This window comes from Psychrobium sp. nBUS_13, from assembly GCF_051201665.1.
Taxonomy (GTDB): domain Bacteria; phylum Pseudomonadota; class Gammaproteobacteria; order Enterobacterales; family Psychrobiaceae; genus Psychrobium.
The window spans coordinates 2109978-2134159 of record NZ_CP179210.1; the positions used below are offsets into that span (position 1 = coordinate 2109978).

Below are 24182 nucleotides of genomic sequence, written 5' to 3' on the forward strand. Positions count from 1 at the left end.
GAAATATGATGAATATCGAATTAACTCAACAGCTTAGTAATTTACGTTTAAGCGTCATTCTCAGCAGCCTAACGCGCCAAGAAGAGCAGCCACATTTATATAGTGACTTAAGTTTTCATGATCGGTTATCACTATTGCTGGGAGAAGAAATTGCAACCAGGGAGCAACGTAAGATAGAGCGCCTAGTCAAGCATGCTAAATTTCGATTGGCTGCTCATCCAAGTCAAATCGATTACCGAGCGAGCCGTGGCATTGTTAAATCACAAATTAGCAGCTTGCTTGAAGGACATTGGCTTGAGCACCATCAGAACCTTATTTTTACCGGCGCGACAGGCTGCGGCAAAACCTTTTTAGGCTGTGCTATTGGGCATTACTTTTGCCAACAGGGCATACCAGCACGCTATTACCGAATCAAAGGGCTGCAAGAGCAGCTACGGCAAGTTCACGGCGAGGGAAGTTATCCTCGGTTCCTTGCCCAGCTCAATAAGACACCGATCTTGATCTTGGATGATTGGGGAATGGAAATGTTGACGAGTCAGCAGCGCAGCGATCTTCTAGACATAATAGACGCACGACACGAACAAGGTTCAATGATCATAATGAGTCAGCTGCCTGTGGCTAAGTGGCATGAACTGATCGGTGAAGCCACCTATGCAGATGCCATTATGGATCGGCTTATTCATCGTTCACAGCGTTTTGAGTTACAGGGAGAATCAATGCGAAAATTAGAAATGAACTTGACGGAGACGTCGTGATCAATTAACAATGTTACCGAGCCGCAAAATGGCACCGAAGAGTGATCAGTATGGATGAGAACAACTGATCAGCTTCGGTGAGAATGAGTGATCATCTTCATGAGAATACACATTAGAAATTAACCTAGATTATTACGTTTTTTAAAGGCGTTAATAAGTGCATCAGGGCGTTTCTTTTTATTGGATTTGTTTAATACAAAAACAACCGTTTCTCCGTCTGGACCGGCACCGATTTGGGTGAAACGGTAAATAGCATCGCCAAGCTTTCTTGTTTCAACCATGTCCTCGTATGTACTAAATACATATAAGCGGCCATCTTCAGAACGAATTTCACCGTAGAAATCACTGCTTGCGTTCAAGTTACCGCGGTACATATCAATACCAGCAATGCCCGCTGTTTTCTTTTTGTCTTTACCGGTAAGGCCAAATACTAAGGTTTCGCCGTGTGGACCATCACCAATATAAACTTTGCGGTATGCTGTTTCGCCAACACTTAAAAACTGCTGATAAGTCGCAAAATCATCGAATACGAAATAGCGACCATCATGAGCCACTTCAAACAAATCGTTATTGTTAACAACTTTCGCCACAGCTTTTTTTACTGGCGCTTTAACCGCTGCTGTATCAGTACTTTGACAGCCAACAACAGACAAAATCGATGCACCAACAAGTGCGCTAATTGCAAATTTTTTCATGAGGAATTCCTACCTAAGTGGTCTAGTTTAAATCGTGAGTAAACTCACGCTGATAAATTACAGACAAGATAGAAAACTTTTATGACAGATTGATGAGTGTTTTATGACGATACATATTCATCGCATAAACCAATTATTCACATCATTTGAAAGGTAAGGTTTCCAGAAATAATACGGAAACCTCTGAAATAGCTGAATTAAGAGTCAATCGAGTTAAGTTCGCGCTCTGCTAATGCCATATCTAATGTGGCTTTTAGCAGCTTGTATAAGCGAATTGACGCATCGATTTCTTCTTTGCGATTGGTCAAACTTTCAATATTTAGTCCTAATGGGATATTAAGCGGCATCACGGCTTCAATAATTTGGTTTAAATTATTGCGACACACTTTAATCGATTCAGCTAATGGATTAGACGATTCCAAAATACGCCAGCGCGTTGACTCTGGGATAGATATACCTAACCAATTCATGAAATCCATTGTCGACTCGCTGCCACAAGGGGTAAACGTCAATACCATACGCTTAGGGCGAATGTTCTGCGCGCGGCACTCACGTGCATAGCTTGATAGCATATCGATAGTGGCAGGGGCGTCGTATACAGCTTGTGAAATAAAATACTCACAGCCTTGCTTGTCTTTCTCAATTAAGCGAAGGTGTTCATCACCTTTTTTAGCGTGACGCTCAGCAATGGTTACCCCGCCAACATAATAGTTATGGCGGTGATTAAGTTGGGCTTGATAAGCAGCGTTGAGTGATAGCTTTTGTTGCCCTTTAGACGAAGGACTACCCACCAGCACAATGTCGCGTACACCGTATAATTGCCAGCTATTATCTAACCATTGATTAAACTCTGACTCATCACGTGAGGCAACGCTTTTATAGGTAATCACAGGCTTTTTGGTTTTATAACCTAGCATTTGCGAGTAATGACACGGCTCGAAGGTTTTATTAAACGGAAAAGGGCGCGTTACATCGGTGCGGCTGCTTTCGTCTTGAATGTCATAAACAATAAGCCCATCAAAGTCGATTTTATCTAAGCGCGCAACCAGCTTGTTTGCAACTTCTTCTACTTTTTCTAATGGCACACCATCACGCGGTGGCGTGGTGCCAATAAAGTAAACGCCAAATTTAGCGTCTTCAGATTTTGCGCGTAAAACAGAGTCCATTACATCAATACCTTATGGTTAATCATTGAGTGGCTGAGCCAGTGAACTCACTATAAAGTGAAAACGTTTAGGTGTCTAGCCATCTAAACGTCTTATTTTGGGTTTTATAGTATCAGGGATATATCATCAGAATATAACTTAGCTATTCTGGTTTGATTGGCAGGCCGTGATCTTGTTTAACTTCTTCAATCACCACATAAGTATGGTTTTTAGCAACACCTGGAATATCGACAATCATCCCTAGCACTTGACGGTACGCTTCCATATCGGCAATTCTGATTTTAACCAAATAATCAAAGCCACCAGCCACCATATGACATTCACACACTTCGTTAATTTCTAACACTGATTTAGCAAAGCTGTCGAACAGCTCACTGGTGGTGCGATCCAAAGTAATTTGAATAAAGGCTGACATGCCAAATTTTAATTTAGAGGCGTTGAGTTTTGCGCCATAGCGTTCGATATAGCCTTCATTCTCAAGGCGCTTAACGCGATCAAGACAAGGGCTGGCGCTTAAGCCGACTTCGTTAGCAAGGTTTACGTTGCTAATTCTGCCATTAGTTTGTAACGCTGCGAGGATCTTAAGATCGATGCGATCAAGCGGCTTGTTTTTAGGCAATGAGCTCATATTCAGAATAATCTACTGTTTGGGGACTGTAATACCCGACAATTTACGGTAAAACAGCGAAATTAACCAGCACATTCTGCTGAGAATTCTCTAAAATCGTTCCACTATTTAAACTAACGCTTATTCTGAAATTCGTTAATAATAATAATTCAAACGAATAAGCCATCTGCTGGAGACAATAATGCTTTTTACACAATCATTAACTGCCACCAATCCAATTCGTCAAACGATCCGCGATCATTATCGTTGTGATGAAAACACTATTCTTAACCACTTACTGCCATTAGCAAAGATTGATATTGATGCGAAAAGCCGTGCGTGGGAACATGCTCGTCAAATGGTTGTTAACATTCGTAAAGACCAAGTAGGTAAAGGCGGTGTTGACGCATTACTTAACGAGTTTGCCTTATCGACAGAAGAAGGCGTGGTATTGATGTGTTTGGCAGAAGCACTATTGCGTGTGCCAGATAAAGTAACAGCAGATAACCTAATTCGTGACAAATTAGCGAATGGCGATTGGAGCGCACACATCGGCAACAGCGACTCTATCTTCGTTAATGCTTCTTCATGGGGCTTACTCATGACAGGCAAGTTAGTGAATTACACCGACAACGATAAGAAACAGCAATTTAACGTGCTAAAACGCACCGTTGGCCGTCTTGGCGAGCCGGTGATCCGAAAAGCTGTGCGTTACGCCATGAAAATCATGGGTACACAGTTTGTTATGGGTCGTAACATCGGTGAAGCCGTTGAACGTGCTGTTGAACAAGAAGCAAAAGGCTACACCTATTCTTACGATATGTTAGGTGAGGGCGCTCGCACCATGCCCGATGCTAATCGTTACTTTGATGCCTACGTTGGCGCTATCCACGCTATTGGTAAAGCAGCTAACGGTCGTGGTCCACAACTTAGCCCTGGTATTTCAATTAAGTTGTCTGCTATTCACCCTCGCTATGAGTTTTCACATCGCCAGCGTGTGATGGAAGAATTAATTCCACGCTTAAAAGAGCTAGCGCTACTTGCTAAGAGCTACAACATCGGCTTTACCGTTGATGCAGAAGAAGCTGATCGCTTAGACATCTCAATGGACATCATTGAAGCGGTATTCCTAGATAACGACTTAGATGGCTGGGATGGTTTTGGTATTGCGGTTCAAGCCTACCAAAAACGTGCAATCTTCGTTATCGATTGGGTGCGTGAAATGACCCAAAGCGCAGGCCGTCAAATGATGGTACGTCTTGTAAAAGGCGCTTACTGGGATAGCGAAGTTAAAATTTCTCAAGTGGAATGCTTAGAAGACTTCCCAGTATTTTCTCGTAAGCCATCAACCGATGTTTCTTACCAAGCTTGTGCTAAGAAGCTGCTTAGCTATCGCGACTCTATCTACCCACAGTTTGCAACGCACAACGCTTACACCGTAGCCACCATTTTAGAAATGACTGACGGTGATAAGACTGGATTCGAATTCCAACGTTTACACGGCATGGGCGAGTCTTTGTATGATCAAGTTGTTCAAGGTGAAAAAGTAGCGTGTCGTGTTTACGCACCAGTTGGCGCACATGAAGATCTACTTGCTTACCTAGTTCGTCGTTTATTAGAAAACGGCGCGAACAGCTCATTTGTAAATAATATCGTTGATGAAGACATTCCCGTTGAATCACTACTTGCGGATCCCGTTGAAACGGTTAGTGCGTGGGTTGATAAATACAATCCGCAAATCGCTATGCCAATCGATCTTTATGGCGACGAGCGTAAAAACTCTAAAGGCATCGACTTAACCGATGTTGATGATGTAACAGTCATGAAAACCAATTTAGATAACTGGTTTGCTAAACATCAAATCGATGCTGAGGACGTGCCAGTAGGTTCACAACCAGTAACAAACCCAGCTAATCACAGCGAAATCATTGGTTACATCACGCACGTTGATGAAGCTGGCATGAGCGAGCTTGTTGCCAATGCACAAACTGCTTTTGAAACATGGTCACAAACCGCTGTTAACATTCGCGCTGATGTATTGCGTAAAACAGCTGACTTACTGGAAGAAAATCAAGACGAGCTCATCGCTTTATGTATTAAAGAAGCGGGTAAAATTCCAGTGGATGGCGTAGCAGAAGTTCGCGAAGCCGTTGATTTTTGTCGTTACTACGCCGCTCGCGCTGAAGAATTAATGAGTGATGAGCGCCTCGCATCACGCGGCGTTGTACTGGCAATCAGCCCATGGAACTTCCCACTAGCCATCTTCCTTGGTCAAGTAGCAGCCGCTGTTGTTGTTGGTAATACTGTTGTTGCAAAACCAGCAGAGCAAACGAGCTTAGTCGCACTGCGCGCCATTGAATTAATGGAACAAGCTGGCTTGCCAAAAGATGTGGTATTGCCAGTCATTGCTCGCGGTAGCAAAGTGGGTCAAGTGATAGTGCCAGATCACCGTATTAAAGCGGTCATGTTTACTGGTTCAACAGAAACTGGTACTCGTATCGCTCAGGATCTTGCAGCACGTGGCGGCGAGCCAGTGCCATTGATTGCAGAAACGGGTGGTCAAAACTGTATGATCGTTGATTCAACGGCCTTGCCTGAGCAAGTAGTTGATGATGTTATCGCATCAGGTTTCCAATCAGCTGGTCAACGTTGTAGCGCGCTTCGCGTGTTATTCGTGCAAGAAGATATTGCCGATAAAGTTATCACCATGATCACTGGCGCCATGAAAGAGCTACACGTAGAAGATCCACAATTCCTATCAAGTGATGTTGGTCCAGTTATCGACGACAAAGCGTTTAGCGCATTGCACAGCCATGTTGATTACCTAAGTACGCATCCACAAGCTAAATTGCATTACACCTGTGAATTACCAAACATGGGCGAGACAGGTAACTTCTTCTTCGCACCACGTTTATACGAAATCGAAAACTTAAGCGTTTTAACAAAAGAAGTATTCGGTCCTTGTGTGCACGTTATTCGCTTTAAAGGCGATAATGTTCAAAAAGTTATCGACGAAGTAAACAGCACAGGCTTTGGTTTAACCATGGGTATTCACACGCGTATTGACCAAAAAGCAAAATTCTTAGCCTCTCGCTCACGCGCTGGTAACGTGTATGTAAACCGCAACATGATTGGCGCTATTGTTGGTGTTCAACCATTTGGTGGTCGTGGATTATCTGGGACAGGCCCTAAAGCCGGTGGCCCAGCGTACCTAACACGTCTAGTACGTGAATTAGATGCGCCGCAAACGCCACGTTTTGATGACGCAACTATTGCATCATTGAATAGCGTATTTGCGAAATCTTCAGGCCCAGCGGTAAGCAACATTGTAAATCGCAGTAAAAATGCTGAAAAATCATGGCAACACAGCGATGTTAACACGCGCTTGTCTGTACTACGTCAGCTATTGGCTCATGTATCAAACAACAGCGCGTTTTCAGCCACAGAAAATTTCGAAGCAACTATCGCCAAAGCGAGTCGCTTATTGATTGACGCTGAGAAGAAGTTAACCAATCCAACGATTTTACCGGGACCAACAGGTGAGCTTAATGAGCTATACCTAGAATCTCGCGGCGTATTGGTTCACATCGGCGATGAGCAAACGTCATTTGAATTCTGGTTTGTGTCATTGATTGCTGCACTCGCCGCTGGTAATACCGTGATTGCTATCGTTAACGATGACAACAGCACTAAAGCTAATGTTATCAATACTGGCCTTACAAAGATCGGCATTATCGATGGTGTATTCCAAATCGCTAGCCAAGAGCAATTAGACGCCGTTGTTGCACACGATTATGTCACTGGTGCTATTGTTGATAGCAACACCAGCTTAATGCACTTAATTAACGATAAGCTAGCAGCTCGCAGCGGCGCAATCTTACCGTTATTAACAGCATCGCATCACGATAACTTGTTCATGCGTATGGTAACTGAGAAAACGGTCAGTACCGACACCACAGCTGCAGGCGGCAACGCATCACTAATGACCATGGAAATTGAAGACTAAATAGCGTTAGTTTTTACTTCTTAAAGTGAAAAAGAAAAGGCCGAAATCGATTGATTTCGGCCTTTTTGTTTGAGTTTGAAACTGATTGCTTAAACTGTTTATTTATACACTTACAATAATATTTACTAAATAGTGTTCTTTATTGTATAGAAAGCGAGCAGGGGTATGCACGTATTTCTACAATGCCAGTTCCATAATCGCTTGATTTTAATCGCTTCTTTACTTTAAGTTTGCGTCATACATTGAACAGATGTGCAATGTATGACGCAATGCACGCTTTCTTCAAGAGAAAAAGTACATTGAAAACAAAATACAAATTTTAAATCATTGATTTATAAGTAGCTTACTGTTAGATTTTTACCTCAATTAAAAACAAGGTGTTGTATCTATTGTGCATGCACGATAAATACACTGTTATACCTCAAATCAAGGAATCGAGCATGTCATATGAAGCAAAGGTATTTAGGGTTTTAATTGCATCTCCATCAGATGTAGTTGAAGAGTGAGAGATTGCAGTAAAAACAATCCAAGAGTGGAATGATTTAAACTCTCCAGAAAGAAAAATTGTTTTACTACCATTGAGGTGGGAAACACATACAGCCCCTGAATATGGCAGCAGACCTCAAGAGGTAATAAATCGCCAAATAGTCGATCATTGTGATCTTGTCATAGGTGTATTCTGGACTCGAATCGGAAGTCCTACAGGTGTTGCAGACAGTGGTACATTAGAAGAAATAGAGAGAGTCGCGGGAAAAGGTCACCCTGTAATGCTTTATTTTTCACAAGTAAAAAAAGATCCTGAACAAATCGATCTAGAGCAACTTGCGAAATTGAGAGAGTTTAAAAATAAAACTTTTCCAAAGGCACTAGTAGAAAGTTACTCTAGTCAAATTGAATTCAGAGATAAATTAACTAAGCAAATAGAAATCCAATTAAGAACCCTTATTGCTGCTGATGCAAATGATAGTAATGCTTTAGCTAGTGAAAATGGTGACAAGATAGAAATTGAATTCTTCGATTCGGATTCAGGAGACTACTTAGGAAAAGAAATAACTATAGAAGTCGATTATTTTGATGTTCAAGATATTGATGATATACCTGATTATAGTAGTTCATCGTTGACTAGTTCTGACGAGGACAAAGTAAGTCGGATTGCACTAAAAAAATCAAATAGAGAATTTTATAAGGAATCTGTTGAGTATTTAATTAAAAAATCTATGTTCAAATCTGTAGGTTTTGCTCTAAAAAATAATGGAGTGATAGGCGCCAGAGATATTTTTATCGATATGAAATTAAACACTGAAAGTGATGAAGTTAAATTAACTAGTAATGATAAATTCGAACTTAAAGTTCCGAAAAAGGAGCGTGGTGGTGGTATCTCTTTTTCAATCGATGACTTTGGTGCATTGGCTAGTGAACAACTACATGTTGAAGGCGAGCAAAATGATTGGAATGTTAGCTTTGAATTAAGGGCTCTTCAGCCTAAGCGTAATGTTAAATCACGACAAAAACTGATTATTGGATCTATTAATTCCTGCAAGTTAGATATAACTGCAAAAGTTTATGCTGATATTCTACCCGAGCCGCTAATACAAAACTTAGCTATTAATTTGAACGTCAATAATGTACCTGTCTCGTATTATGAATTACTTGAACAAAGTGGTATTGAAATAGAAAATATTGAAAAGGTCATAAATGAATGAGGCATAACAAGCTGTTAAACAAGGACAAAAAACAGTTGGTTTTGCTCCTTCGTCGCTAATTTTAATCACTATTTTTTGCCTGTTAACAGAGCGTTAAAACTATGAAATATATCGTACCTATAATTTTGTTTTTAGTTAGTTGCACTACACAACCAACAGGGAAATATTTTCCTGACGGGCTTCTATCAGAACACGAAGATTTGGATTCGTTTGTCCAATCATGGTATGGGAAGCATTTGGCTAGTATGGATGAGCCATCATTAGCTAACGCTACAAATCATGAGTACCGATTCACTTGGTTACCAACATTTCACCAACCAATGATCTTCAGAATATCTATCGAAGATGAAAAATATATATTTTATGTCAAGCGAACTGACGGGGCTGGTGGATATGATTCTGGTCGAATTGTGGATAATCAAAAAATAAAAATTCCCATCGAAACAGCAAGAAACATTATTAGCAAACTCGAAAGTGATTGCCAGTTTTGGGGGCAACCTACAACGCTAGATACTATGGGCTTTGATGGTTCGCAGTGGATTTTCGAAGCTTCGAAAAAAGGTCGGTATCATGTTGTTGATAGGTGGTCGCCAGATGACGGTTGTTTTTATGAAATTGGTGTGGAGTTAATGTCTTTATCAAATTTAAAAATTAATGAAATTTACTAAGACTTTTAACAAGGCGTTCAACGCTCACCAGCAAAAATAAATAAAGGACAGTCAGTGCGCCGAGATAAATCGGTAGAAGATTGGAGGTGAAAGCCCTCTGCTTGGTAAGGCTCAGCAAGCCGCCAAGACCCCGAGTCATGGGCTTTGCATCGTAAGGTGTCGAGTTAAGCGTTGACAGGGGAAACCATAGGCTAAGTATTGAGCTGCGAAATCATCGTCAAGAGTGCTGACCTAGTTGTCTGATGGGGAAGGCAATATGATGGTTAACGTTATACCGCGAGAGGGTAAGGCAAGTTAACCCTCAACTCTTCGCAGTCAGAGACCTTATGCATGTGGCGATGTCTTTTATGCGGAACTCGGGAGATCCAAAGGGAGCGTTTGCGCAGCAAACACTTTATCGGGAAGTCAGTTCGACGTAGCCGATAATGATAACCCTTTGGAAGTCAGACAGCTTCATAGTAGTGAAGAAGCATGCGAACAAAGCGGTGAGAAAATCAACGTGGCGGAGTATGTGGAGCGAAGGGAGCTGACAAAGAGAAAGTCATTCAACAGGAGTAAGACCATGACGCAGAGCGTGGAAGTATTGCTGCCTCGTTTGGATCGGCTAGGGGAAGCAGCAAAACGTGATAAATCGCTACAATTTAATAATCTGTTTCACCACAAGTAAAGGACAGTCATTAAATTTGTTCAGCATAGCCGTCGTAATCGTCTTTGGTATTGTTGCTTGTACCATTAGCGCGGCCTGCTTGCGTAGCCATAACACCAGGTAAGTGCTTCATAAATTCCTGCACTCACCAAAGGTACCCCCGGCAAAGTAAATAGTTTCTAGTTGGATGTTTGAGTTGTTACTTTGTTGTCTTGTCATGTTTCTCGCATAGCCTAGAGATTTAGAATCTTTTTATTGTGAAATTTGGATTGATAAAATAGGCGTATAATTTCTATTTGAGAATAATTGTTATATGGAAACGCTCACCAGTTCAGATATAATGCGCCCACATCGTGATTATTGCCTGTGAACAGTCTCTACGGTTCATCTTACTCTATTTGTTTAAATCAGGGGGAGTAATTGGTTAAGTAGATTGTGCACAGTAATCGAATTGCTTCCAGATAGCATTGCATTAAAAGAGAAAATTTAAATGATTCGAATAGTAAAAGTTAGCGTGCCTGTTTTATTGTGTGGCTTATCGGCTGTTTCAATGGCATCGGCCGATGTAGATAGTGAAAGCATGATCAATGAAAAGAATGCTAAAAAAAACAACATTGAAAAAATCAATATTGAAGGTTCAACCACCGCTAACAAAAAGCCTGTAGGGACCTTTGATGCTCCAGTGTCTAATTTGGAATATGATCCTCGTGTCGATTTGCAGTCACGTAATATGGCGGAAGCGCAAGCTGATGTAACCATTCGTGGTGGTATTTTTGAAAATACGGGATTTAGAGTGGGTAGTGCGACGTTATTTGATCCGCAAACGGGGCATTATTTCTCAGAAATTCCCATTGCGCCGACAATGTTGAGTGGTCCTGGCATCTTAACCGGAGCGGATAACGCCTTATTCGGGATGAACAGTTCAGTGGGGACGGTTAACTTTGGTTGGAAACCGATTTACTCCGCCGGTAGCGTTTCTGTTGGCCTAGGCAATAACGATTTTAACATGCAAAGTGTACACGCCGGGTTTAGTAAGCCACTAGAAAATGCTCGCGATTGGTCTATTGGTTTTGAAGGTGACTTTTCGCGTTCAGAAAGTGACGGCACCATTGAAAATGGCGATCACGATTTCCAGCGAGTTTCTGGCCGTGTTCAATTAATCGGACCCGCTTCACAAACCGATGTATTTTTTGGGTCCCAAGATAAGTTTTTTGGCTGGCCGAATATGTACACGCCTTTTAACGTTAATGAGACAGAAGACCTCAGTGCTAAATTGTTTATGATTAATCATAAGCAAAGTTATGCCACTGATAGCTCGTTTGAAGTTACTGCCTATTCTCGTCGTCATGACGATCATTATGTTTTTTCTCGTGAGAAACCTGAAGCCTTTCAAGCGTTCCATGAAACAAAGGTGACGTCGGTGGGTTTGTCAGGTCATCATGCACAAACAGATACCTTTGCATGGAATTATTCGGCGCAGTTTATTAAAGACTCTATCGAGTCTACGACGCTTGAGAATAACTTCACATCGCGTAATTACTATAAAGTGAGTGTTTTACCTCAGTTTAAACAGACTTTAGCCAATGACGAAAAGCTAACATGGCGTTTTGGTGCTGCTTTTGATGATACAAATCGTGATGATTCACACGTATCGCTCATTGGAGATGTCACTTGGCATCGCATTAAAGCTGATGGCTCTTCTCAAACGGTGTATTTCTCTTATGCCGAGGCGAGTCAAGTAGCGGGTTATACCGCTATTGGTGGTAGCGAATCCGGTGGCTTATTTAGAAGTAATCATAATCTTGAGCGTGAAACAACTAAAAACATAGAATTAGGGGTAGCGTTAGATCAAGACTCTTGGACACTAGACTCTGCTATTTTTTATCGTCAAGATAATAACTTAACCGACTGGACTTATAACGCTAATTCAACCTCAGCGCGCTCAGCTAATCCTGTCGATATAAACAGTTTGGGGTTAGAGTTGCTGGCGACTCAGCAGTTTGACAGCGCAAAAGTAATTACGAGTTATACCTTTTTGAAGAAATCAGAAGATTATGGTGATGCGAATATCGATGCGAGCTTTTACGCGCTAAACTATCCTGATCATCGTGTCACGTTAGGGGCTATCTGGGATCCTGTTGAGCGGATTGAAATTCGTGTTGATAATGAGTGGCGTAAGCAACAAGAAAATATCTTACGTAATGGTAGTGACGAAGCCTTTTTCACCCATATCACAGTGAAATATTCCCCAGAATCGCTTGATGGCTTAGTGATTAGTTTTGCGGCTGATAACCCTTGGGATGAATCTTTCGAAGAAATTCCGGGACACCAGGACGCGGTGAGCAATACACGGTTAGCGCCACTTACAGCTGGTAGAGAGCGAGTCGAAGAAATAAAGGACCGTCAATAAATTTCCGATAACTGTGAAAGTTACGTGGCAGCTAAAACTTAACAAGGGTTTTCAAGTCGGACAAATTACAGTTGCTTTATAAAACGAATTCTATCAATATCATTAACGAAGCGACATGCGAACAAAAACTAGTAAGGCGCTTAAACGGAACTAAATAGAGGAAGCATGTGAAAAAAGAAATTATAGGGAAATACGTTGCAATCTTGGGGTTATTGCTTTTTGGGGCACCACTTTGGGGAATCGCTGATTCCTATTTTACAATGGCCTCTTCATTTCAAGAGATAACTCTTTTTGGAACTAATGATCCTAAAATAGCGCCAGAAGAGATGACATCAGCAGCTATGTTTACAGCAATAGGAGCTCTCTTAAGTATGGTGGGCTTAATCCTTTTGGCAATTGCCGTTGTGGGCTTAAATTATCGGAAGAGTTGGTTTTTTTTGGGCGCTAATAATATATTCAATTCTATTGCTCATTATAATTCCAATCGGTACTTTGTTTGGGTTAATGGTGTTGACAGTGCTAGTTTTAAATAGGAAAAAATTTGGAGCCGTTAATCACCTTGCATAAGAAGAAATTAAGCGAGGACACAAAACTAAAGAATAAAAAATAATAAAGGACAATCATTAAATTTTGTATAAAATACAAAGATTTGGATACCATTTCTTGCTAAATCGACACCGACTGTTGTCGTATAATTTTCATTTGAGACTCCAATTTATTAAGTAACAATTGCGCGGTTAGTATAGCAATTAGTGGAGGGAGTCTGATTATCTGTTAAGTTCCAATTGAAGTAAGTGCATATGATGAAATACATTTTGGGTTTTTCCTTAGTTCTCTTCTCTTGCTTTTCCCTAGCAAAGAAAAATATTAATACATTCACGATTAGTGAAGATACTTACTCTTTGAAAGTAGCAAGTAAGGAAGTTACAACCTCTAAGGGATTAGAGCAGCTCATAAGCTATAGCGTTTATGAAAATAAAAAGTTCATTCATAGCAGCTCTTATGGAGGGCGCTTTTTTAGCTGCCGACAAGATAAGCCAAAAATTAAAGCAATAAATTCGGAAAAAGGACAAGTTGGTTGGATGATCGTTGGTTACGGTATCTGTGGAAATACTGTCTCGAATCGGATTGAACTGGTCGTCCCTGTTAAAAGTATGCGGGGAGGTAAAACCCTTTATAGGAGTGAGACCATCATAGCCAAGGAAGTTCCCAAATTAGTTCCTAAAAAGAATGGTGCAGATGTATGGTTTTACGAACAAAATTGGGGGAATGGCGGTACTGCTAGCAGTATATTTGTACCTAGAAAGCTTGTGATTCTAAAAGACGACTACTCTTCGACTATTAAGAAAGGTGATGTTTTTCAGGATATTGAGGTCTTAGAGTCATTAAAATCTAATGAATGGTTACGGCCTAACTTTATTTCACTATTTGTCGCGGGGCTTGAAGATGCTAACCCTCAGCTAATGAATTATGCATTAGAAAACTACTACAAAACAGAAGATAAGGCGTGGTATGAAGTCTATGTGAAAAATGGCACTAAAGAAGGGCTTTTTAGATTAATCAGAAAAGTTGAGGTGTTACGTGATCTTTATGAGGAAGTAAAAGGCTCAGTAACGTGGAATTTGGAACTTAACAAGTCAAGTAAATCGGATGCTGTAACAAGCACCGGTTCTTGAAGCATTAAATGCTAGGGCCGCTTCATGGCTTACATGGTTGTTCATTTAGCTGGGAATAACGAAATTGAATTTCCGCTCGATAAGTTGCCGATACTGTATTCGGATCTTGATGGTATTCAGGATAGGGAAGCGTACGTAGCTTTAACTCATTAACACGGCAAGATCATTATAAATTGAACTTATAGAACAAGTAGCGATCAGATCAAGGCATAATAATCACCTTGGTCACTTAATATGAGCACAACTTTTCTGAAACACTTTAATTCAATTACCGACCCTCGCATTGAACGCTGTAAAAAGCATGAACTTATCGATATTCTTTTGCTAGCTATTAGCGCTGTATTATCTGGTGCAGAAGGATGGGAGGACATTGAAGACTTTGGGCGCTTAAAACTTGATTGGTTAAACTTGATTGGTTAAAAAAATACGGTACTTTCAATGCAGGAATTCCAAAACATGACACTATTGCTCGTGTTATTTGTCGGTTAAAAGCAGATGAAATAGAGCATGCCTTTCAATCTTGGATATCATCACTTATTGAAACCACAGGTGCTGATATCATTGCCATTGATGGAAAAACTGCACGTCGTTCGTTTACAACAAAAGATAGAAAAAGTGCCTTGCATACCGTTAGTGCATGGAGTTGCCAGCATCAATTAGTGCTAGGACAAACAGCCGTTGATAGTAAAACCAATGAAATCACAGCGATACCAGAATTACTGTAAGCGTCTCGCCAAAGACACATACCTTTCATAAGTGATCTTGGATAGGGTATCTCCAATTTTATTAAGGAGATTAACATGAGTAAACATCGAAGCCTCGAACAATGGCAAGACATCATTAATCTGCACCAATCCAGTGGCTTGAGCGTTAGTGATTTTTGCCGCGACAATAACATTCAACCACAGCCTTTTATGCAACTAAGAAGAAGTTAACTAAGGAAACATCAAGCTTTGTAAAAGTCAGCGTCACTCAACCGTCAAAATTAATACAGAAATAGCTCCTATTGTTCTTACTGTAGGCCTCGCCAAGGTGTGCTTACCACAATCAACATCGCCAGTGTACTTGGCACAGCTGCTTAAGGGGTTGCATCATGAAGATGTTTGTTAATCCAAGCGCTGTCTATCTGTATCGCGATGTAGTCGATTTTCGAAAGTCCATCGATGGCCTTATTGCTATTGTAGAGCAAGAGCTTAAATACGATGCCTACACCGGCGCACTGTTCTTATTCTCTAATAAAGCCAAAGATAAATTGAAATTAGTCTATTGGGATAAAACGGGCTTTGCCCTGTGGTATAAACGCCTTGAAAAACACAAATTCAAATGGCCAAGTCAACTTGATAGCGAGGATGTTGTGTTAACAGAGCAACAACTCACTTGGCTATTGTCTGGTTACGATGTCCTTGGTCATCAAGAATTACATTATCAGTCCGATCTGGGATAGCGCAATACACAAGTCAACGATCGTTGACACGATCTGATTTTCTATTTGAGCTGAACAGTCACAATGGCGCTATAACATTGCTACACTGACGGCATGAAATTTGATGCCAACTCATTGCCCAACGACCCAGAACAACTCAAGAGCATGCTGCTTGAGTTGCAGTACGTTGTGCAAAAGCAAAATAAAGAGTTAGCGCAGCAAAAGTCTCTCTATCAAGAACTACTTGATGCGTATAACGCCAAGATTGCCAAAGAATACGGCAAAAAGTCAGAGAAAATGGCAGGGCTGGTGAAGTATTTAACGAAGTAGAAGCTCAATTGGATGACATAGAAACGCTGTCTGACACAGAAAAAGCGCTCCTCATCGCCAATGATGAACCACACACCGAAAAAGCAAAACCCAAGCGCACACCATTACCCGAGGCCTTACCTCGCAAAGAGGTGGTGGTTGATTTACACGACGACGCTAAAGTCTGTAGTCACTGTCAAAGTGCGTTACATAAAATGGGTGAAGCAGAAAGTGAAACGCTCGAATTTGTACCTGCTCATATCAAGGTTATTAAAACCGTTCGTCCCAAATACGCATGCAGAGCGTGTGAAAAAGAGGGCATACAAAGTGATATCCAGATAGCGCCAATGCCGTCAACTCCTATCCCTAAAAGTATTGCTACGCCAAGTTTACTCAGTCAAATCATTACCTGTAAGTATCAGTTTGGCTTACCGTTGTATCGACAAGAAACGTGGTTTGGCGATATCGGCATAACGATTAATCGTAAAACCATGTCAAGTTGGATGCTTCGTTGTAGCGAACTGCTTGAACCGTTGTATGACACACTCAAAATACAGTCAAATAAACAGTCAAATAAAGGACAGTCATAAAATTTCTTAAACGGAACAGAATAGGGGTTGTTCCATATATTGCACATGTATCATCAATTAGTTAGACTTGTCTTATTGCATGTACAACTAATGAGGTGCGCTATGCGTATAGTATCTTTCACTGAAGCACGAAATGGACTCAAATCTGTCTTGGATAACGTTGTAAATGATGTTGATTATACCGTGATAACTCGAAGAGACGCCGAGGATGCAGTTGTTATGTCAATGGAACATTACAATAGCTTAATGGAAACGGTTCATTTATTAAAGTCACCAGCTAATGCTGCGCATTTATCGAAATCAATAGCGCAATACAATTCCGGTAAAATTCAATATCGAGATCTCACTGATGACTAGGCAACTTGCATGGACGGATGAAGCATGGAGTGATTACATTTATTGGCAAGGACAAGATAAAAAGACGTTAAAGCGAATTAATAAATTAATTAATGATACCAAGCGCACTCCATTTGAGGGTATTGGTAAGCCAGAGCCCTTAAAAGAAAATTTATCTGGTTTCTGGTCTAGGCGTATAGATGAAACTAATCGTTTAGTGTATGCCGTATCAGATTCGTATTTAACGTTAATCTCCTGTCGTTATCACTACTAGCGAAGTAAGATAGTTAACAACTGCATAAAAAAGCTTCTCCACATGACTAGCGCTTTCTATTCAATAAAAAAAGCCTCGAATTATCGAGGCTTTAAGTTTCAAATGTTAATATCAACCACTAATCCAACAAATCAAGCACCGCTAGGCGTTCTTTGGCTAGCGCGTATCCTGCTCGAACATCTTCGATTTGTGCTTCAGTTAATTTCTTACCAAGCGTGCGAAGGCCGCCTGTGGCGTCGTTGTGATGAATACCGAATGCAAACTTTAGGTATTCTAACAGCAGAGGTTGCGCGTCTAAGTATGAAATAGGATTCATGGCACGAGAGATTTTGTTTGCTTGTGCCCATTCACCGTTATTGACGTATTCTTGCATGGTGAGTTAAAGGACAGTCATTAAATTTATCAGTACCTACACCACAGCCGCAGGCGGTAACGCATCACTAATGACCATGGAAATTGAAGAATAATTAGCGTTATTTTTTACTTTTTAAAGTGAGATAGGGAAGGCCGAAATCGATTGATTTCGGCCTTTTTTTGTTAATGCTGTAGTGGTCAACTAATTTTGGTCACGGTTTTGTAAGTTTTCCAGTATCTCTGTTCCGATTCATTTGGAGTTAAACCGCCATTATATTGATGAGGCCTGACGTTACTATAATATCCTGTAATATAATTCACTACTGCCGCCTTGGCTTGCACTAAAGATTGATAACCTACAGTGGGCATCCATTCTGTTTTAAAACTCCTAAAGAATCTTTCCATCGGTGCGTTATCCCAACAGTTTCCTCGTCTGCTCATGCTTTGCTTGATTTGATATCGCCAAAGTAATTGACGATATTTCTTACTCGTATAATGACAGCCTTGATCTGAATGAAACATCACGCCTTTTGGTCTCCCTCGTGACTCAAAAGCCATTGTTAATGCTTGGCTAGTTAGCGCTGTATCAGGTGAGTAAGACATCGCCCAACCAATAGGTTTTCTGGCGAACAAATCAATCACAACGGCTAAATAACACCAACGATTACCTGCCCATATAAAAGTCACATCTCCACACCAAACTTGATTGGGTTCGCTAACAACAAATTGTCTGTCTAAGTGATTCGGTATCGCTGCGTGCTCATTTCCACCTCGCTTATAAGCATGCTTAGGTATCTGACAACTCACTAGGCCAAGCTTTTTCATAATGCGGTTTGCTCGGTAGCGGCTTAATGGCATATCTCTAGTCGTTGCTATCTGAGCTACGCTTCTGGCTCCTGCTGATTCGCCACTTTCCGAGAAAATAGCGCGAACCATTAATTCTGCTTTTAAGTGCTTATGACTGGCGTTTTTTGAATTTTTACGCCAGTAACCATAGCTACTACGATGAATATCAAAGACTTCACAGACTGTTTTTACATCATAGCTCTCTTGTAACGCCTGGACTATTTCAAATTGTCTAGGGAGTCTGACATCAAGAGAGCTGTAGCCTTTTTTAGTATTTCTTTTTCTAATTCAATCCGTTTTATGCGTTTTTCGAGTTCTTTAATTTTTATTTGTTCAGGTGTTAATGCAGTCGGTTGGTCTGCTATACCGTTTCGCTCTTTCTTTAATTGTCGTGCCCATTTATCAATGGCTGATTTACTCACTCCGACGGCTTCGGAAGCTTCTCTGACAGAGTATCCTTCATCAACAACAAGTTGAGCTGTTTCGAGTTTAAATTCTGCTGAATAAGTTGGTCTTGTTCTAGTATTCATTGATTCACCTAAAGTTGATGAGGCGTATGATAACACCTCTATTTAAGTGACCAAATTCACTGTACCACTACATGCACGCTTTCCCCAAGTAAAAAAGACATTGAAAACATAATGAAAAATTTAGTCCAATATAAATAACTTTTTTCAGTTTGTAGGCTAAATCGCTTAACTCGTATTACATCGCGAAGTTACTGGAAAAAAGAGGTTTATATGAAAAATCAATTTTTTGTGGAAGGTGAGCACAACAATACTTGCTTTCTTCATTGTATTATTTGTAATCAATTGATTTTCATTACTAAATTTTTATGTAACTACTCAGCAGGGGGGAAGATATTTGGTAGTGCTCCGTTTAATAATAATGACAAAGCAGTAGACGCACTGACCCCTTGTTTTTTACAACTTGACAGGTAGCTTCTAAGGCCAAAAAACATGACGGAACCATGCTTGCTTCTAAAGCAGCCCGATATCTTTTGCTGAACTTTCACCATTCTCAAATCATTTTCACCCTGATTGTTCGTGAAAGGCACAATTTTATCCACCATAAATCTGAGTACATCATCTTCGTAACTCTGTAATCGCTCTAATAAATTGCGCGATTTTGATTTCTTAGGGCGTCCACGTTTCCCGACGATTATCGCTGGCGGAGGGCTTTCGTGTTCACCCTCTTTTAAAATATCTCGATATTGAAGGCGACTCATTAATTGTCTTTTGTCGCTAATCACTCCACCGCTATCTTCAACTTCCTGATTAAGCTCTATTAAAAAAATACGCATCGTTTCAGCCCAGCTCTTGCCATCCTGTTCGTATGCACGTGTGAGTTCTCGCAGATGATGAGCATTGCATAAAGCATGTTGACAATCATAACGATAGTACGGCTTCCAGTGTTCATGACACATCACACCAGTGAAGTCGGGTAGTATTCCAATGGCATTGATGGCATCACAACCTCGTTTCTCATGAGCCGATAGATAGGTCCATTTTAATGATGATGCATTGTGTAACCATTGACGTTGACCGTTAATGTTAATGCCTGTTTCATCAGCATGAAGCACTGATTCATGCTTCAAACTTTCCTTGATGAATTCAAGCGCATTCGTCTCATCGAGATGACGGTAAGCTGTATTAATGAAGTTGTACAGACTGCCACTACTCAGTGGAATGTTAAGTTGGTCGGTAAAATATTCACGAATACGCTCGTAAGGGAGTAGCTGATATTGAGACAAGTAAACCGCGTGAGCCTTTAGCCCATTACCATATTGAATTCGACTATTAACCCCCGTTGGAAATGGAGCAACGAATCGCTTACCAAATTCGTTTTCAAGAATTTGGGCTTGGTATTGAGTTACGACGCGCTTAAACTCTATATCCACTACCTGACGGGTTTCCACCCCCATATCGGTATAACTCCCTGGTGGTAATAGCGTTCTATCAAGAACTATTTTATGGTTGATATCAGGTCGTTCATCAAGCGGTAAAGTTGTTCCTTTATGACCGAGTTGCCCACCCGATGCATTTGAACTATTAGCGTTAGGCTTCTTTTTTCGATTAGGATCTGATGATGGTGGTTTACTGCTATTTCGACTGTTAAGGCCTAACCGTTGGGACAATAAAGTGACGATAAGCAACAATAAATCGATAGCGGCACGCATTGATGGGGACAATGTTTTATCCGTCTCAATTTGCTTTTTTATGTTGTCGATATTTTTTTCAATATCGATGCCGCTTATTTTCATTGCTCAAACTACTGAATAGAGAGACCCATAGAATAACGGCTCAGAATGATCAAGCAAGTCGATCATTTTTTATTTTTCAATTAATTTAAAACACTAACTTTGAAGTGCTGAGTAGTTACCATTTTTATATGATTGCGTCATACTCAGCGCAGGCATGCTGAGTATGACGCAATGCTTAGTTTCTACAAAAATAATGATGAATCCGTGCTGTTTTTCACAATATTAAACCTTTGACATATAATAGTTTTATTATTATTCTTGGTCTTAATTTTTAATGCCATAATCCGTTACTATCGTGAATTATGGATAATATACTGTTATATGCAAAGGAGTGTTCAGTGTTTATCGTATCTTTAACATACAAATCAGAGTTATCTGAAGTTGATAAGCTTATCAATGAGCATGTCATGTTTCTGGAAAAGTATTATGCTTCAGGAAAATTCATAGCATCTGGTCGTAAAGTACCCCGAACTGGTGGAATAATCTTAGTTAATGCATCTAACAAAGCTGAGGTGGATGGAATCATAAAAGAAGACCCATTTTACATTGCAAACGTGGCAAACTACGAAATTACCGAGTTTGTTCCAACAATGGCGTCAAAAGAGTTCGAATCAATCAAAAATTGCATATAACAAGTGCCTAAACCAAAGGACGCAAAACAGCAGGCTTGCGCTCCTTCGTCGCTAATTTTAGCCAAGCATTTAAGCGCCCATTAGTAAGGCGTTATATGCCTTTTGATTGCAGCCTCAATTCTGGAGTGTAAATTGTCACAGGGAAAAGTATCTTTAACAAAGGAAGTTAGTTTATATCTTCTTTTAACGTTTTCTTTTAGTTCAATATTCTATTATTGGATCTCTGTAAGTGATAATGGCTGGCTAACCTTTGGATTAATGTGGTGTCCTGGAGTGGCATCAATAATTACCTATTTATTAATTAACAAAACTATCAAAGGTTTCTATTTTGGCTTTGGGAAAATTTCATATCTATTTATTAGCTTTTTTATTCCTATAGTCTCGTTAATTATTGTTTATGGGGCTATTTGGGTAACTGAGCTTGGAAGTTTCAAAGGCTTTGAATCTAACTTCATGACTAAATTATCGTTCATACCTATGATGTTACTTATTCTTGAAGGTAGTTTTTATTCTGGTCGTTCAGCTCTAGGTGAGGAAATTGGCTGGCGAGGTTACCTTACTCCTCGATTGTTAGAGAATTACACTCCCAATCAAGTATCTCTTTTTGTTGGTATAATTTGGTCTGTGTGGCACTTTCCACTAATTCTTACTGGTAATTATGGTACTGGTTCACCTATATTTTTTCAGCTTTTCTGTTTTACTTTAATGCTTACTGGTAATACATATATTTATACTTGGTTTCGTATAAAGTCTGGTAGCTTATGGACTGGATGTTTTATACATACAAGTCATAACTTGTTCATATTTCATGTATTCAATGATTTAACAAAGAGTAATGAAATAACACCATATTTTATTGACGAAACAGGTGCAATATTTGCCATATATGGTTTAATATTAATTCTAGCATTTCAACGATTTGGCTGGGATTGGCCTAGTGGTTTAAAACGGCATATAACACATATGAGCCCTTCTCGAGTCAATAGGCATTAGTAACTTCTTCGGCCGCGTAGCGGTCGATTGTCTAATACCAATTGCATTAAATATTTGCCCACTTGTACTTGTTAAAATTAACTAAAATGGCGTTGCTCTCAATCCTAATAGCCAGCTATTAGTCAATCGAGCGCCTTGTTTTAGCTGATTTTCTCTACGCACAACAAGATCACTTACTTAATGCAATTGGTATAATCAATTAACTTTATTTGTTTACTTCGTCTGTCATTATTGCTGTTAATTACTTACAGCAAACACATATTGAGGCTCTCTTAATGCGATCTCATCGCTGCCTTTGCTTTACCATCCTTGAGTGCGTTAAAGGGGCACTACGAATAAATGGATTTATGAGGTAGAGCGACGCAGGAAGCCAAAGCCGAGACATTCATCGGTTAACCTTAATCTAGCATCATTCAAGTGACGGGCTTACGATATTTCGTATCCAGTTAGTACCGAGCTTAGTTAAGGTGTAAGCAACTAAATTTAATTGTGATGCACGCTGATGGAGCGTCTAATCAAGCGCACGGGGTCTAGCGTAGAGGTACACAAACTCGATGTTGTGAAAGTTATTGGTACTCGCGAGTTTGATGGGTACTCAGCTTTGCCCAGTTAGACGTTCGAGCTCACTCCATCACGTGACTAACGCTTTAAAAACTTTCGTTCATCAAACACCGTTTCATTTTTTAGCATGTAGAAAACACATCGACCAAGCTTATGCGCGAATGCCGATAAAGCCTTTGCTTTACTCATACGTCGTTGCAGTATTTGTAAATAGTTTTTTGCTTCCTTGTTTCCACGCAGATGAAGTACGATAGCTTCTGAAAAAGCCCATTTCAAATGAGCATTCCCTATTTTATTGCCTGATGTGCCATAAGTTTTTGCTGCTGACTCAGCCTTGCATTTGACTAATCGTGCATAGGATGCAAATTTTTGTACTGAACTAAAGCGTGTAATATCACCGATTTCATAAATGATGGTTAGCGCTAGAATACGCCCAACGCCAGAGATTGTTTTTAACAGTTGATAATGAACAGGATTATGTTGTTTAGCTTGTTGCTCGATATACCACTCGAGCTTACTTAGTTGCTTGGCATAGTGGTCAAGAATGTCCATATCAAGGTCTATGGAGCGCTGAACGACAGGATTAGGAAAGGTTGACTTTAATTGCTCTCTTGCGCAGATATTTTTAAGGTTAACCCGATTAGGCGGAAGGTTATATTGACTGGTCGTGTTAACCACATGAGCCTTTAAATCAGAGCCGTGCCTGACAATCTTCATGCGTCTGCGTAATAAATCTCTTGTGGCTCTTATTTCTTTTGGGTAGGTGTATGCTAATGGAAAGTTACCACCGCGTATCAGTTTGGCGATTTTGTAGGAATCTATTTTATCGTTTTTCGCTTTACCACCATGTATTGCATTAGAAAATACATCCTTGTATTTTCCCCTTCGGGCCAGCTACGCTGTTCAAATTCATTCCCGATGAAATTGTCATGTAAAGCGGTGGCCAAGAATGAAATCGACGCCGATATCATCGCAGAAATCGGATAACCAGTACCAGCACTGCATGCACTCAACGCCAACAACAATATTGCCAATATAGGGTTCAAGTAAGGTATGTAGTTTATTTGCATCGGCAGATATTTCTTTATGAACAATGGTTTGGCCATTATTGTCAACGATGCAGACATAAAGTATTCTCGCGTGTAAATCGATACCGCAGTAGTAAGGATGTGTGCTATTGTAAAAGTTCATTGGGCTTTCTCCTGATTACGGTTGTCGCCATTAAATTTAGCAGTTACTGCTAAATTTAGGGAGAGAGCTCAATGAGTA

General features: G+C 40.3%; 20 protein-coding genes and 4 pseudogenes. 16 read left to right on the forward strand and 8 right to left on the reverse strand.

Annotated elements, in window-relative coordinates; genetic code table 11:
- The first annotated feature begins 8 nt into the window (after positions 1-8).
- Positions 9-755: an IS21-like element helper ATPase IstB gene (gene istB, locus ACMAZF_RS09525; RefSeq protein WP_435277219.1), complete on the forward strand. Its 747-nt coding sequence runs from the start codon at positions 9-11 to the stop codon at positions 753-755.
- A gap of 119 nt (positions 756-874) precedes the next feature.
- Here istB and ACMAZF_RS09530 read toward each other — a convergent pair whose 3' ends face one another.
- The 3 genes from ACMAZF_RS09530 to ACMAZF_RS09540 all read right to left on the reverse strand — a co-directional run bounded on the left by ACMAZF_RS09530 (position 875) and on the right by ACMAZF_RS09540 (position 3244).
- A complete protein-coding gene (locus tag ACMAZF_RS09530) occupies positions 875-1450 on the reverse strand; it encodes a hypothetical protein (RefSeq protein WP_435277116.1) in 576 nt (191 codons plus the stop codon).
- A 197-nt stretch (positions 1451-1647) separates the two neighbouring features.
- On the reverse strand, positions 1648-2616 hold the full coding sequence (locus tag ACMAZF_RS09535) for a methylenetetrahydrofolate reductase (protein WP_435277117.1): 969 nt from the start codon (positions 2614-2616) through the stop codon (positions 1648-1650).
- Between the two features lie 142 nt (positions 2617-2758).
- Entirely contained in the window at positions 2759-3244 is a 486-nt protein-coding gene (locus tag ACMAZF_RS09540; RefSeq protein ID WP_435277118.1) for a winged helix-turn-helix transcriptional regulator, read from the reverse strand.
- Positions 3245-3425: 181 nt separating this feature from the next.
- On the opposite strand from ACMAZF_RS09540, the gene putA reads away from it, so the two are divergent.
- From putA to ACMAZF_RS09555, 3 genes are all read left to right on the forward strand, one after another.
- On the forward strand, positions 3426-7229 hold the full coding sequence (gene putA, locus ACMAZF_RS09545) for a bifunctional proline dehydrogenase/L-glutamate gamma-semialdehyde dehydrogenase PutA (protein WP_435277119.1): 3804 nt from the start codon (positions 3426-3428) through the stop codon (positions 7227-7229).
- 578 nt (positions 7230-7807) lie between these two features.
- A complete protein-coding gene (locus ACMAZF_RS09550) occupies positions 7808-8932 on the forward strand; it encodes a hypothetical protein (RefSeq protein WP_435277120.1) in 1125 nt (374 codons plus the stop codon).
- A gap of 101 nt (positions 8933-9033) precedes the next feature.
- Positions 9034-9600, forward strand: a complete 567-nt coding sequence (locus ACMAZF_RS09555) for a hypothetical protein (protein WP_435277121.1) — start codon at positions 9034-9036, stop codon at positions 9598-9600.
- A 686-nt stretch (positions 9601-10286) separates the two neighbouring features.
- Here ACMAZF_RS09555 and ACMAZF_RS09560 read toward each other — a convergent pair.
- Positions 10287-10465, reverse strand: a pseudogene (locus ACMAZF_RS09560) (peptide-methionine (S)-S-oxide reductase); the annotation flags it as partial.
- Positions 10466-10736: 271 nt separating this feature from the next.
- Between ACMAZF_RS09560 and ACMAZF_RS09565 the strand changes: the two are divergent.
- The 10 genes and pseudogenes from ACMAZF_RS09565 to ACMAZF_RS09610 all read left to right on the forward strand — a co-directional run bounded on the left by ACMAZF_RS09565 (position 10737) and on the right by ACMAZF_RS09610 (position 17264).
- Positions 10737-12622: pseudogene (locus ACMAZF_RS09565) on the forward strand (TonB-dependent receptor plug domain-containing protein).
- A gap of 201 nt (positions 12623-12823) precedes the next feature.
- A complete protein-coding gene (locus tag ACMAZF_RS09570) occupies positions 12824-13189 on the forward strand; it encodes a hypothetical protein (RefSeq protein WP_435277122.1) in 366 nt (121 codons plus the stop codon).
- 267 nt (positions 13190-13456) lie between these two features.
- Positions 13457-14332 (forward strand): hypothetical protein, encoded by an 876-nt coding sequence (locus ACMAZF_RS09575; RefSeq protein ID WP_435277123.1) that lies wholly within the window; start codon positions 13457-13459, stop codon positions 14330-14332.
- Between the two features lie 234 nt (positions 14333-14566).
- Positions 14567-15054: pseudogene (locus ACMAZF_RS09580) on the forward strand (ISAs1 family transposase); the annotation flags it as partial.
- A 78-nt stretch (positions 15055-15132) separates the two neighbouring features.
- Entirely contained in the window at positions 15133-15267 is a 135-nt protein-coding gene (tnpA, locus tag ACMAZF_RS09585; protein WP_435277124.1) for an IS66 family insertion sequence element accessory protein TnpA, read from the forward strand.
- A gap of 158 nt (positions 15268-15425) precedes the next feature.
- Positions 15426-15776 (forward strand): IS66 family insertion sequence element accessory protein TnpB, encoded by a 351-nt coding sequence (tnpB, locus tag ACMAZF_RS09590; RefSeq protein ID WP_435274019.1) that lies wholly within the window; start codon positions 15426-15428, stop codon positions 15774-15776.
- 93 nt (positions 15777-15869) lie between these two features.
- On the forward strand, positions 15870-16085 hold the full coding sequence (locus ACMAZF_RS09595) for a hypothetical protein (protein WP_435277125.1): 216 nt from the start codon (positions 15870-15872) through the stop codon (positions 16083-16085).
- A gap of 8 nt (positions 16086-16093) precedes the next feature.
- Complete coding sequence (locus ACMAZF_RS09600; protein ID WP_435277126.1) at positions 16094-16654, forward strand: transposase; 561 nt, start codon at positions 16094-16096, stop codon at positions 16652-16654.
- A gap of 102 nt (positions 16655-16756) precedes the next feature.
- The gene (locus tag ACMAZF_RS09605) at positions 16757-17011 is read left to right on the forward strand and encodes a type II toxin-antitoxin system Phd/YefM family antitoxin (RefSeq protein WP_435277127.1); all 255 of its coding nucleotides are present in this window, start codon (positions 16757-16759) and stop codon (positions 17009-17011) included.
- Positions 17004-17264: a Txe/YoeB family addiction module toxin gene (locus ACMAZF_RS09610; protein WP_435277128.1), complete on the forward strand. Its 261-nt coding sequence runs from the start codon at positions 17004-17006 to the stop codon at positions 17262-17264. The genes ACMAZF_RS09605 and ACMAZF_RS09610 overlap by 8 nt, the downstream gene beginning before the upstream one ends.
- Before the next feature lie 118 nt (positions 17265-17382).
- Here ACMAZF_RS09610 and ACMAZF_RS09615 read toward each other — a convergent pair whose 3' ends face one another.
- From ACMAZF_RS09615 to tnpC, 3 genes are all read right to left on the reverse strand, one after another.
- The gene (locus ACMAZF_RS09615) at positions 17383-17637 is read right to left on the reverse strand and encodes a hypothetical protein (protein ID WP_435277129.1); all 255 of its coding nucleotides are present in this window, start codon (positions 17635-17637) and stop codon (positions 17383-17385) included.
- Between the two features lie 179 nt (positions 17638-17816).
- Positions 17817-18994 (reverse strand): IS3 family transposase gene (locus ACMAZF_RS09620; RefSeq protein ID WP_435273982.1). Its coding sequence is split into 2 segments (ribosomal slippage): positions 17817-18736 and positions 18736-18994, totalling 1179 coding nucleotides; the frame shifts between segments, so codons are not numbered across the junction.
- A 311-nt stretch (positions 18995-19305) separates the two neighbouring features.
- Positions 19306-20727: an IS66 family transposase gene (tnpC, locus tag ACMAZF_RS09625; RefSeq protein WP_435277130.1), complete on the reverse strand. Its 1422-nt coding sequence runs from the start codon at positions 20725-20727 to the stop codon at positions 19306-19308.
- Positions 20728-21065: 338 nt separating this feature from the next.
- Between tnpC and ACMAZF_RS09630 the strand changes: the two genes are divergently transcribed.
- Positions 21066-21359 (forward strand): YciI family protein, encoded by a 294-nt coding sequence (locus ACMAZF_RS09630; RefSeq protein WP_435277131.1) that lies wholly within the window; start codon positions 21066-21068, stop codon positions 21357-21359.
- Between the two features lie 132 nt (positions 21360-21491).
- Positions 21492-22352 (forward strand): CPBP family glutamic-type intramembrane protease, encoded by an 861-nt coding sequence (locus ACMAZF_RS09635; protein WP_435277132.1) that lies wholly within the window; start codon positions 21492-21494, stop codon positions 22350-22352.
- A 639-nt stretch (positions 22353-22991) separates the two neighbouring features.
- On the opposite strand, the pseudogene ACMAZF_RS09640 reads toward ACMAZF_RS09635, so the two are convergent.
- A pseudogene (locus ACMAZF_RS09640) lies at positions 22992-24104 on the reverse strand (IS110 family transposase).
- Positions 24105-24182 lie beyond the last annotated feature (78 nt).

Coding starts and splice junctions, on each gene's coding strand:
- istB (WP_435277219.1), top strand. CDS start 9: ATGAATATCGAATTAACTCAACAGCTTAGTAATTTACGTTTAAGCGTC.
- ACMAZF_RS09530 (WP_435277116.1), bottom strand. CDS start 1,450: ATGAAAAAATTTGCAATTAGCGCACTTGTTGGTGCATCGATTTTGTCT.
- ACMAZF_RS09535 (WP_435277117.1), bottom strand. CDS start 2,616: ATGGACTCTGTTTTACGCGCAAAATCTGAAGACGCTAAATTTGGCGTT.
- ACMAZF_RS09540 (WP_435277118.1), bottom strand. CDS start 3,244: ATGAGCTCATTGCCTAAAAACAAGCCGCTTGATCGCATCGATCTTAAG.
- putA (WP_435277119.1), top strand. CDS start 3,426: ATGCTTTTTACACAATCATTAACTGCCACCAATCCAATTCGTCAAACG.
- ACMAZF_RS09555 (WP_435277121.1), top strand. CDS start 9,034: ATGAAATATATCGTACCTATAATTTTGTTTTTAGTTAGTTGCACTACA.
- ACMAZF_RS09575 (WP_435277123.1), top strand. CDS start 13,457: ATGATGAAATACATTTTGGGTTTTTCCTTAGTTCTCTTCTCTTGCTTT.
- tnpA (WP_435277124.1), top strand. CDS start 15,133: ATGAGTAAACATCGAAGCCTCGAACAATGGCAAGACATCATTAATCTG.
- tnpB (WP_435274019.1), top strand. CDS start 15,426: ATGAAGATGTTTGTTAATCCAAGCGCTGTCTATCTGTATCGCGATGTA.
- ACMAZF_RS09595 (WP_435277125.1), top strand. CDS start 15,870: ATGAAATTTGATGCCAACTCATTGCCCAACGACCCAGAACAACTCAAG.
- ACMAZF_RS09605 (WP_435277127.1), top strand. CDS start 16,757: ATGCGTATAGTATCTTTCACTGAAGCACGAAATGGACTCAAATCTGTC.
- ACMAZF_RS09610 (WP_435277128.1), top strand. CDS start 17,004: ATGACTAGGCAACTTGCATGGACGGATGAAGCATGGAGTGATTACATT.
- ACMAZF_RS09615 (WP_435277129.1), bottom strand. CDS start 17,637: ATGCAAGAATACGTCAATAACGGTGAATGGGCACAAGCAAACAAAATC.
- tnpC (WP_435277130.1), bottom strand. CDS start 20,727: ATGAAAATAAGCGGCATCGATATTGAAAAAAATATCGACAACATAAAA.